The sequence below is a fragment of the Ruoffia sp. FAM 26254 genome (genome assembly GCF_045528545.1).
Taxonomy (GTDB): Bacteria; Bacillota; Bacilli; order Lactobacillales; family Aerococcaceae; genus Ruoffia; species Ruoffia halotolerans.
Genome location: NZ_JBGQQY010000065.1, coordinates 1 through 10,804, shown reverse-complemented (window position 1 = coordinate 10,804; position 10,804 = coordinate 1). Strand labels below are relative to the sequence as shown.

The 10,804-nt window shown below is 30.1% G+C and carries 11 protein-coding genes; all 11 read right to left on the bottom strand.

The features are described 5' to 3' along the window. Positions 1-121: 121 nt before the first annotated feature. Positions 122-2,410 (bottom strand): DEAD/DEAH box helicase family protein, encoded by a 2,289-nt coding sequence (locus tag ACEN3Z_RS10905; RefSeq protein WP_407090882.1) that lies wholly within the window; start codon positions 2,408-2,410, stop codon positions 122-124. Next, the gene (locus tag ACEN3Z_RS10900) at positions 2,403-4,388 is read right to left on the bottom strand and encodes a DNA methyltransferase (RefSeq protein WP_407090881.1); all 1,986 of its coding nucleotides are present in this window, start codon (positions 4,386-4,388) and stop codon (positions 2,403-2,405) included. Before ACEN3Z_RS10900 ends, ACEN3Z_RS10905 begins: the two co-directional genes overlap by 8 nt. A gap of 20 nt (positions 4,389-4,408) precedes the next feature. Then, positions 4,409-4,912 (bottom strand): DUF536 domain-containing protein, encoded by a 504-nt coding sequence (locus tag ACEN3Z_RS10895; protein ID WP_407090880.1) that lies wholly within the window; start codon positions 4,910-4,912, stop codon positions 4,409-4,411. A gap of 79 nt (positions 4,913-4,991) precedes the next feature. Then, positions 4,992-6,377, bottom strand: coding sequence for a hypothetical protein (locus tag ACEN3Z_RS10890; RefSeq protein WP_407090879.1), 1,386 nt, complete (start codon positions 6,375-6,377; stop codon positions 4,992-4,994). 247 nt (positions 6,378-6,624) lie between these two features. Further along, on the bottom strand, positions 6,625-7,197 hold the full coding sequence (locus tag ACEN3Z_RS10885) for a tyrosine-type recombinase/integrase (RefSeq protein ID WP_069286749.1): 573 nt from the start codon (positions 7,195-7,197) through the stop codon (positions 6,625-6,627). A gap of 550 nt (positions 7,198-7,747) precedes the next feature. After that, positions 7,748-8,191 carry a DUF3021 domain-containing protein gene (locus ACEN3Z_RS10880; protein ID WP_407090878.1) on the bottom strand — a complete coding sequence of 148 codons (444 nt, stop codon included), beginning with the start codon at positions 8,189-8,191 and terminating at the stop codon, positions 7,748-7,750. Positions 8,192-8,204: 13 nt separating this feature from the next. After that, positions 8,205-8,645 carry a LytTR family DNA-binding domain-containing protein gene (locus tag ACEN3Z_RS10875; protein WP_022797277.1) on the bottom strand — a complete coding sequence of 147 codons (441 nt, stop codon included), beginning with the start codon at positions 8,643-8,645 and terminating at the stop codon, positions 8,205-8,207. 204 nt (positions 8,646-8,849) lie between these two features. After that, positions 8,850-9,044 (bottom strand): hypothetical protein, encoded by a 195-nt coding sequence (locus ACEN3Z_RS10870; protein WP_091636866.1) that lies wholly within the window; start codon positions 9,042-9,044, stop codon positions 8,850-8,852. Positions 9,045-9,134: 90 nt separating this feature from the next. Then, positions 9,135-9,284, bottom strand: coding sequence for a hypothetical protein (locus ACEN3Z_RS10865; RefSeq protein ID WP_407090877.1), 150 nt, complete (start codon positions 9,282-9,284; stop codon positions 9,135-9,137). 359 nt (positions 9,285-9,643) lie between these two features. After that, positions 9,644-10,000, bottom strand: coding sequence for a hypothetical protein (locus ACEN3Z_RS10860; protein ID WP_091636841.1), 357 nt, complete (start codon positions 9,998-10,000; stop codon positions 9,644-9,646). A gap of 2 nt (positions 10,001-10,002) precedes the next feature. Then, positions 10,003-10,599 carry a hypothetical protein gene (locus ACEN3Z_RS10855; protein WP_091636838.1) on the bottom strand — a complete coding sequence of 199 codons (597 nt, stop codon included), beginning with the start codon at positions 10,597-10,599 and terminating at the stop codon, positions 10,003-10,005. Positions 10,600-10,804 lie beyond the last annotated feature (205 nt).

Here is a 10,804-nt window from a genome sequence, read left to right as displayed (position 1 = left end):
AGACACCTTTACCATATCAGAATGGGGTTCTTTTTTCATCACTTAACAGGTGAAAATGAAAAAGTAAATTTAAGCTGCCGTTAGGCAGTTGGCACATGTTTCAACGAAAAGTATGAATTGTTCAGGTTAAATAAACTTCTTTATATTTTTCTTTTAGCTGTTTTATATAATCATTAATGAAGTTAATAAAGGAGTTTTCCCAAGAGTTTACAATCGCCTTATCATAAATAAACCAATCATGATCTCGCATGTTTCGAGGCTGTACTAATTCATCTATATCTGAAATTCCCTGATTGACTTTGTTTAATTCAATTTGATAATCATTAATTAATTTTGAAAATTTTACACCTTCAAAGACAGGCGTGCCACGATTTTTCATATAGTTTAATCGAATCTTCTTCTCCATAGATTCAAAGAATTTTTCTACCATTTCTAGTTTTGTGATTGGATCTAAGTCCTTTATTTCAGTTTCAGAAGGTAAAGAAACATATAAAGTTAAATCGCCTAAAAAATCCTTACTCTCTATAAAGGTTTTCATACTTGAAATGGAAGGCATATAATTTTTTAGATTACTATAATGAAAAAACGGTCTTCTCTGAATGGCTTTTTGAATATATTTTCTTTCAACCTTCCAGCTGACTTCATAGGTTTGAGTAGCTATTTTATAGGTTATTTTGCTTCCATATTTCTGTTCAATCGCCATTTCAAACGGTATATCAAAGACAGTTGAAACATTATACTTTTCTAAAGTGTTATAGTCTTCTGCTGTTGTTTCAATTAATTTATTAATATAAATCTTTCCCTCTTTAAAAATAGGATTCTTTTTAAAAGAAGGTTTGATCTTTGCTTCTAAATGATGGTATTTATCTTCTTTTACCTGAATATTAGCTGATTTTAAAGACTTCTCTAAGTTTTTAATATAGGCATTATCATTGATTGTATGATAGTGAAGCGACTCAATCACTCTTAGTTCAGATTTTTCTCCCCCAAAGTCAAAGCGTCTGGTATAGGAATCTTCATCTTTATATTCAAAAGGATAATATCTCGCACCACGACCGATTAATTGTGCTTCACTGTCCGTTGTTGCCTTTGTTTTTGTTGCTCCTTCACTAATACGAACAATATCAAAGAGATTAAGAACGTCCCAGCCTTCATTCAGCCTTGCCACTGCAAAAATAACACGAATAGGGTTATTGGCTTCTTCTAAACTATTTAAAATCAAAGCATTTTCTTCTGATAAAAAATCTCGATCATTTGCATTTAAAAGATTTCCTTCTGCAAAATCCCATTTTAAGTCCTGAACCACTTGATTGAGGTCTATCTTTTTATAATAAGCAAACATACTGCTCCAAATACTTTGCTGGTGCTTATAGATAGCATAGCCATTTTCTATTACTTCTTTTAATTCTTCTGCTTCTAAACCTTTAATTAGATTAATAAACTTCTCTTGAGCATTTTGAGAGTTTTTAATCAGGTTCGATTTAAAAAATATAATCGGTTTTAAGTCGATTCCATGATCTCTTGCAACATATTTTCTATATTGGCTTAACAAAACACTGTTTAACATCTTATTTCTATCTTCTTCATCAGCTCGTAAAAGCATGACATTCTTTGAATAGCCATCTCTCATAAATTGCCTTAAATCATACTGGTAAACAATTTTATCCCGATACTTTTCAAATAAGACATCTTTCGTTAAATCAATCGTTGCAGTGTACTCTAACAGTCGGTTAGCTGGATTTAGCTTTAATAAACGATTAACAGTGTTTTCCCACGTTCTTTCTTCTTGTTCTTTTGTATTAAGTTTTCTTTTATCTCTACGAGTCCAGGCATTAATGTGGTGGGCTTCATCTGCTAAAAGAACAATCTCCAATTCTTCCAATCCTTCAAAGGTTAAAGAGTTCTCTCTTGGCTCTGTTAGGTCTAAGTGAAGCTTTTGTATGGTGGTTAGCTTTAAATAGATTGTGTGAGGGTCTGGTAAGCTTGGAAAGACATCAACAATCTGGATATCAATCTGATTTCCATCAATGACAATACCTTCTTTTCTAAATAAATACTTCAAAGAATTTGTATTGGTCAAATTGTCCTTCGTTTTTTTAATAATAGCGTCACTATTTACGAAAAATATAAAGTTCTGCTTGTTTTGTTCCTTGTATAAATAAAGGATATTAGAAGCTAAAACGAGCGTTTTTCCTGATCCTGTTGCCATATGAAAAAGTAAATGATTAGAGTACAGATCAGCTTGGTCGATTTCTTGTGTAAAAATAAACTGCGATAAAGCGTGTTCTTGATACGGTCTTAGTTTATGACCTAAATTATCTGCGACATAATCAGGCACTTCTGGTGGTGGAGATGAAAAAATACTATTAAACTTCTCTACAATCTGCTTGTGTAAGATCTCATTACTCATCTTTTACACCTTCTTTTTGATAGACAGAGTGATTAAAGACTTTTACATCTTCTGGTATCTTATACTGTTCATCTTCTATTTCTGAATAATTTAGATACAATTGATTGTTATCTAATACTTGAATGAGCAGTGATTTTTGTTCTTTTAATGTCAGTCCAAAGAATGCTTCCTTTTTACTCAGTAGTTTTTCTATATCAACTTTAATATTTAAGAAAGAGCTCGTTTTGATTTTATGAATAAGCATTTCAATTTCTTCTGTGTTAACAGCTTCTTGAAGTTCATTAATATATAACTGGTTTAACTCAAAAAGTTCTGCGTAAACGAAGCTACCTCCACCTTGCCAATCAATATTTTTTGAAATACCACTTTGGTCTCCATCAATTACATTTTTTAATCTTTCTATTGTTAAATCATCTATATAGTTTAATTGTTCTACTCCAATAAATTGTCGATTTGTCTTTAAAGACACGGCAGGGGTAGTTCCTGAACCCATGAAAAAATCCATAACAATATCTTTTTCATTTGTTAAAGCAATTATCAAATCTTTAATTAATCTTTCTGGTTTTTTTCCATTTGATAACTTTACGCTACCTTCTTTATTTACATTACCCATATCAAGATAGTAACCAGACCACCAGTCTCCTCTTATTTTCCTAAATCCATAAGATGAATGGAAATCATTGGCATATCCATATGAAGCTTTCAAAAACATTAACTGCCAGAGATTATTTTCTTTTCGTTCTACGTGATAATTTCTATTTCTACGTTTAACTTCTGTTACAACACCAAATTCAAAATCATTTTTATCTAACCCTGTAATTTTATCATAACTAAATATTTTACCTTGATTATGATCTACAAACTTTTTGAATTCTTCTGAAGTCTTATACATATCTGATAAATTCGAGAAAATGATTTCAGGATGTTCTTTTATAAATACATCTTTCACATCTACAACTTTATTATCAGATGTTAAATATTTTGAATAATGTGTGTCATATTCTAACCTAGCATCATATAAAATATGCTCCATAACATTTTTTCGACCAGATTTAGAATATAAAGATAGATACTCAGCATTTTTCACAATATTCCCGTTTTTTGCTGATGCTACTTTCATCCCCTGAGTAGCAGACATCTCAACAGCTATTTGTGTAACAAACTTATCACTTCCAAATATCTCATCGCATAATACTTTTAAGTAATGATTTTCATTATTATCAGATTGAATAACAATTACACCGTCTTCGCGTAATAATTCAAAAGCAATTTCTAAGCGATTTTTCATAAATGTTAACCATGTAGAATGGTTAAACCGATCATTATACTTAAATGAATCTCCACCCGTATTATAAGGAGGATCGATATATATCATTTTTATCTTATTTTCATATCTTTCTTTGAGAGAATGTAGAGCTATTAAATTATTCCCTTTAATAATTAAATTATCTTGATCAGTAAAATCATCAATATCATGTTTCCCATTTTTATCATATTTCTTAATGTTTGTAAGTACCTTTGGAGATAACAAAGTATCAATTTCTTCTTTAGCCAGCACGTTATGATAATAAATTTCTTTTTTTCCCTGATCTTCTTTTGTCATTCCCCCTTCAAGAACACTGTCTTTATGAGGAAAATCTAAAACAACATCTGTATTGTAATTTAAATATTTACCTTCGCTTGTTAACCCAATTTCATTAGAATATTTTGTATAGCTATTTTCCCAATAGTTTTTATATCTTAGCATGCTAATAAACTCTTCAATTTTAAAGATATTAGTAGAATTTAAACTAATTGAATATGTATCTTTAACTAATTGATTTGATAAAAGTGCTTCGATTAATTCTTGGTTATAATTCCTAAGATCTTCAGCAACTTTATTTCTCAATAAAACATCTTTCTCCCAATACTTTGGAAATTTTAAAAGTACCTCTTTAATTTGTGATAGTAGTTCAGTTTCTACTTTATTATCAGACATTACATCATTCTCCTTTATATCTATCTAAAAAATTGCCACCACTTCTTTTTTTCATCTTTTTTTATTTCTTCTTTATTTATTCCTTCATCAATCTGTTTTTCTGATTCTTTTTCTTCAAGTTCTAATCTCAATAATTCGATTTTTTTATTAGAAATCAAAGTTAATTGTTGTTGTTGATCTAAAAGTTTTTCTAAATTTGCTCTTGATTTATTCGCTTCTTCTAACTGTTTTTCTAACACCTTTATCAGCTTATCTTTACTCGTTTCTTCTGCTGTACGGTGCTGTTCATTTGCTGTACGGTGCTGTACACTTGCTGTACACTCTGTATTATTGATCTTCACATCAAACTCTTTTGCTAATTTCAAAAAAGCTTGGTGATCATACTCCAGAGGTTCATTTTCGTGGATCCTTGTATCTTCATTAATTGCCTTAATATCAAGCTTTTCAATCCTTCTTCTTACCTTTTGTCTTGGCTGATTTAATTCATTACACAAGTTTTTTATTGTATAAATTTTCTCCTTCATATGCCACCTCACTTATAAATCATTGTATCATAATGCTGTACAAATCGTTGTACGCTGTTGTACAGTGCTGTACACTCCACTAAATATATTTATAAACTGTTGTACGACTAATTTTTAAATTTTTAGCTATTTCTGTTGGGGTCTGATCTGGATTTTCTGATACATATTTCTTCACTAAATTTTCTTTTGTTCCACTTCCTTTAGGTCTACCCTCTTCATTCCACCATACTTTTTTTTGCTGTTTCATTTTCACATCTCTAATTGCTCTGGCTATCTCTAAATGATCTTTTTGACTCTGATAATTTCTTTTGTTCTTTTCGATAGGTATGTCCGTTAACTTTACTATGTCATCAATGGTAAAATTATAATATTGCCTGTCATAAGTTTCTAAAGCTGATTTAATATCATCTTCTTCTAAAGGATTACTATGTTCAATTTCTTTTAATTCATCAAAGATCTTATACATATCTTCCCGAACTTCTTTCTTAGAGATATTACACTTCACTGCATAAATCGCCATACACATTAAAAAGTAATATCTATGTCCTCCCTTAACCTTATAAGACTGTCTTAACCACCAATCATATAAGTCTCTCTTTATATTCCATTTTTTTGCTCTCTTATTACCTTCAACCACCACTCTTTGATACCATTCTGGAAACTTTTCTTCTGACTCTTTCAAAGTATACTTAGTAGGCTGAAAAGGCTTATTTACATCTACTCTATTTTTTTCTTCATCTACATACTGATTAATATAATCCAAAGTAACTCTATCGCCTGTCTTAAAAGCTCTAACTGGTAAATCATACTTATCATTCTTAGATCCAACCATTCTAAAACCTTGATTGATTGACTGATACTGAATCTGTTTCTCCATAGAAGTTGCCTTATACTCCCACATTCTAAAGGTTAGATCATACTTTAATGCTTTCATTTGAAGCTTAATATTAGGATATAGAGCAATAGGATTTTCAAAAACATAATAAATATGAAGTCCAGTTCCACTCATTACGATAAAAGTAGGCTGGGGAAGTGTTCTAAGTGCTGGCTTCTTCCCTATTCTGGCAAATAAATTCATCAACTCATTCTTACCTACAGCATCTAAGTCAAAAACTAAAGCATTCATTTGTTGAGCATTCTCCAAGCGATTCCTCATTCCACGATAAGCTAATCCAGAACATAAAGTCATCGGGTTATCCTTTACAAATTCTTTATAATCCTCTTTCCATCTATCATTCAGCATAATCCTTCTTCTTAACTTTCTTTTTGTACCCTTATCCTTTGGATCTTCATACAGATAAACACTATTGGGTTTAGAATAATTCTCACTATACTCCCCTTGATTTTGATTATTAGGAAAGACATATCTATAAAAATCTTCTCCATCTACTTCTTTATAATTAAAACTTAATAACTGTTCTACTTCCTTATGATTTTTCTTTTTATCCTTTATATTATCACTCATAAAAATACCCCCTTTCTATTTAATAATTATATAGACTGCTATTGGGACTTAGATTATCAATATAGTTATTTGAACAGATATAGCATTTATTTTTAATATATTCTAAATCCAATAATTATATAGACTGCTATTGGGACTTAGATTATCAATATAGTTATTTGAACGCTTCTAGTATACCACATATAATTAACGGCTACTAATCCTAGTAGGGTTACTTAGATTATCAATAGGTTTATTGAACACTTTTTTACCTGCCTCTAAAGCCTTTTAACGCTTCTTCTAACTCCTCATCAACGATATGGGTGTAAATCTGTGTAGAAGATATGTCAGCATGCCCGAGAGCCTTCTGGACGATCCTAAGGTTCTTTGTTTCCCTTAATAGATCGCTTGCAAAGGTATGTCGCAAACTATGAGTCGTAATATGCTTCTTTATTCCTGCCTTGTCTGAATAGGTCTTAATCATGCTTCTAACGGCTTTTCCATCAAGTGAATGTAAAGTCCTTGTAGTAAAGACTAAATCGCTCCTACCCCACTCTTTAAACTGCCTTTGTTTCCATTTCCCTAACATACTAAGCGTTTCTTCATTTAGCCAGAGGATTCGATCTTTCAATCCTTTTCCTTCAACTACTTTTAATTGTCCAGTCATTAGATCTATATCATTCCATTTAAGATTTGTTAGTTCTGCCAATCTTAACCCTGTATTTAAAAGAAGCTGAATCATTGTTTGATTTCTTTGGGGGGTAATGTACCTTAAATTGAACTGATCCAGTAGTCTTTCTTGCTCATCTAAGGATAAAATATCAGGGATTTTCTTAGCCATGTTAAAACCTCCATTTTAAAGCCTATTTGTGAGTGATACCTTATTGTTTATATTAAAGGGTATTATTCACTTATAAATAGAGTATATACCAGAAAGTTTTACAAAACAAGGATAAAAAGGTATTATTCACAAACTTACTTTTTTTGTTTTTAGGTTCAATACATACCGTTTATACAGGTTATAAAAATCAGCTTGCCAATCTTATTTAACTCAAGATTTATAATCCTATTTAAAACAGTTTTAGCTTGTATCTTTAAGCTTTAAATGACTTAATCTAGGTATAATGCCTAAATATTTATAAAACCTCTTAGAATTGATTTTAGAGCCTTGATATGCTTTTATTTAACATCTTCATTTAATCAAGTTTTACCTGATCCCTTAGTTTTACAAAAGTGTACTAAATTAACCCTTAAGACAAGTTCAAAGAAGAAAAATAAAAAAGGACAGAGTAGTAAATCTGCTCTATCCTTTTTATATCAATACTTATAACCGTTTTAGTGGGTTTTACATACTTGCATTTAAGACAAACTCAGGAAAATATCTCCACTTTTTATTTATCCTTTTTTGAAATAGTTTGATTTATTTTATCAATCTGAGATTTTATACTAAGATAAGATACAACCCAAATAATAAAATACACTACCAAAATACTAAATCCTATTACTAATAATCCTAACAAATATCTACCCCAGTGCAATATATATGCTACCACTAGCAATGGTAAAAAGATTATAGAAAAGTGAATAATTGTATTTGATAAAAGTGATCTTTTTTGGTTATTCATTATATCAGTTGAAAAAGATTGAATTATACCTAGCGACATATAAATCAATGTTTGAACAGTAATTGCTATTAACATTGAATCATACTGATTTAAAAAGCTGGGAACTCCTGGATAATATTCCCCATTTAGAAAAGAGAATATCAGGTTTAATGTAAAACCTATTCCTACACCTATAAATGCTCCACTTATAATTTTTTTTAGATATTTCACGATAGTTCCTCCTTTATATTCCTAATACTTTCTTGAAGTTTTTAAGACTTCTTCTAGATACATAGGAAATATCTCCAGTTTTAAACTCTAAAGCAATAGTGCCTTTATAACTTAAATCGAGTCTTTTAACATAGTCTAAATTTATCAATTCACCTTGCGAAATTCGAATAAATGTAGTTGATCTAAATCTTTCTTCTAAATCATACATTCTTAAACGAACTAAATATTCATCCCTCATAGTTTGTGCGAATACTTTTTTATCATTTGTAAAGAAACGAATAATATCATTTGGTTCAAGTAATAAAATCTCCTCATTTTTCAATCCTACAATCCGATTAACTGATGAAAGTTCTAAAATACTTTGAACTAGTTTTACGTCATTATTCATTGATTCTGCAAATACTTTAATTATAGTTTCTTTTATATTTGGGTCTATGTTGATTTCTAATTTCATTTTAAACCTCCTACTCTCTATGAGATAATTTAACTTTATAATAAAACAAGAATACTATCTATAAAAATCAGACAAGAGGTTATTTAAAGGAGATATGCGGTGACTAATTTTTAAGAAAAAACTAAAAAAAGTAGGTCACTATTTAAATATACAATGGCAACCTACTTTTTTGTTATATTATTTATCAATTTTACTCAATTAGCATTAAGACAAATTGGATTTCTTGTTTTTCTCTAAATATATCTTTTTAGTAATTAAAACTGTGTTATTAGCAGACCAAACAAGTAATATAGCAGGAACAACTCTTCCTAATAAATTTTCACTTGAACTTATTAATCCTGACATGATTACAAAAACACCTGCAAAACAAATAATATCAATTAAATTTTTAATTTTCATATAAATTTATTCCTTTCTAAAAAGTTTTACTATGAGATTAAAGGTTTGAGTTTTATTTAATTACTATTAAGACAAACTCACAACATCGTTCTATTCATCTTCAAGGAAAAATATAGAGCCTACTAGACTTAATATAAAAAATAAAGGAGATTTAAAGACTATAAGGGCTAGATATCCTATAAAGGCTAAACCTATCGACATGTTTTCCAAAAGTGAAGACTTAAATTTAATTTTATTCATGTAACCCCTCCTTTTTATGTTAATTGATTAGTTGAATTTTGCTTAATTACCCTTAAGACAAACTCGGTTTTCATTTTAATGTTGGATAAATTACTTAGTCTTATTTTTGTTTTTTGCTATTATAATACCGATAATCAACTCGATTAATGTGCTAAAAGGAGGGGTTATCACCCAAGCATTTTGATTGTTAGAGAAAAATTGTAAAAATGCTGCAAGTAAAATTCTAATAAAGAAACCAAAGCCAATACCATAATTGAACTATTTTCTTTTGTTTCTATCTTTCTCTCTCTTTCTTGATATACTATATTAGCTTCCTTTTTATAATCACAATTTAATAAGGAAAAAACACTGATTATAACTTATTTTGAATCCTTTAAACCAAATTTTTCAGGATTTTTCAAGTAATAGACAGCATACCAGAGATAGAAAGGGAAGGCATATTTTCCCAATACAAACCATCTTCTAACCGAAAAATCTTTTTTCTCATAGCCAACTATTTCCCATGCTGATCCAGTAAATAAAATGTTTAGCACCAAATATGCTATTAGAAGAACTCTAATTACCACGTTTATCTCTAATCCATAAATAAATACTGAACACATAGAAATCAAAAAGATAGTAAACAACCAGAAAATACCTGTAAGTATTTTACTAAAAGTATTCTTTGGAGGCTCAATACTTTGCCAAATTATAAATTTAGTAAGCTTTTTTTGCAATCTTAAAACTTCCCTCTACATTTATAAGCTGATACAGACCACGAAACTGCCGCAAAAGCAAGATTAACAGACTTAGACACTTTGGGTCCTATCTCTAAGGCAGCTCGTGCAAGTATTTTCCCTGCAGTTGTCCACGCTCCAGAAGCGAGAGCTTCAGTTAGTGCTCTTACTGTTTGTCCACTAAGTAATGTTCCTATCCAAGCATACTCTTCTCCTACCGTGCAGTAGATAAAATCCATAGTGCTTAGAGTTGATATCATACCGTCATTTCTAGGTCCTTGTGTTATTGAATTAGCCTGATAAAGTTCAATAGCAATTGGATTACCTTTGTTTACTTCTTGTCTAAGTAGTTCCGGATTAGTAACCGTGTATTTACCATGTTTATCGATTTCACCTATTTCACTAAAATAAAATTCTAACTCTTCTGCTATTTCATTTGTTAATTCTTCTAGTTCTTTTTCAGTATATTCTCCTTGAGAACTAGGTTGAGCGAGATCATCATTAATAGATTCTGCATGGACAGAAATCCCAGCATAACCGACAACTGTGAACAAAGTAACGAAAGAGGATAATGCTATCACTAATTTTTTCACGAACATAAAACCATCTCCTAATGATTATTTAACTATATTTATGCAAGACTAGTATAGCGTAAATGTAATTATTGCCAGTATTACACCTGAACAATTCATACTTTTCGTTGAAACATGTGCCAACTGCCTAACGGCAGCTTAAATTTACTTTTTCATTTTCACCTGTTAAGTGATGAAAAAAGAACCCCATTCTGATATGGTAAAGGTGTCT

Excerpts from the sequence above, each read along its gene's own strand:
- ACEN3Z_RS10905 (WP_407090882.1), bottom strand. The coding sequence starts at position 2,410 with ATGAGTAATGAGATCTTACACAAGCAGATTGTAGAGAAGTTTAATAGT.
- ACEN3Z_RS10900 (WP_407090881.1), bottom strand. The coding sequence starts at position 4,388 with ATGTCTGATAATAAAGTAGAAACTGAACTACTATCACAAATTAAAGAG.
- ACEN3Z_RS10895 (WP_407090880.1), bottom strand. The coding sequence starts at position 4,912 with ATGAAGGAGAAAATTTATACAATAAAAAACTTGTGTAATGAATTAAAT.
- ACEN3Z_RS10890 (WP_407090879.1), bottom strand. The coding sequence starts at position 6,377 with ATGAGTGATAATATAAAGGATAAAAAGAAAAATCATAAGGAAGTAGAA.
- ACEN3Z_RS10885 (WP_069286749.1), bottom strand. The coding sequence starts at position 7,197 with ATGGCTAAGAAAATCCCTGATATTTTATCCTTAGATGAGCAAGAAAGA.
- ACEN3Z_RS10875 (WP_022797277.1), bottom strand. The coding sequence starts at position 8,645 with ATGAAATTAGAAATCAACATAGACCCAAATATAAAAGAAACTATAATT.
- ACEN3Z_RS10870 (WP_091636866.1), bottom strand. The coding sequence starts at position 9,044 with ATGAAAATTAAAAATTTAATTGATATTATTTGTTTTGCAGGTGTTTTT.
- ACEN3Z_RS10865 (WP_407090877.1), bottom strand. The coding sequence starts at position 9,284 with ATGAATAAAATTAAATTTAAGTCTTCACTTTTGGAAAACATGTCGATA.
- ACEN3Z_RS10855 (WP_091636838.1), bottom strand. The coding sequence starts at position 10,599 with ATGTTCGTGAAAAAATTAGTGATAGCATTATCCTCTTTCGTTACTTTG.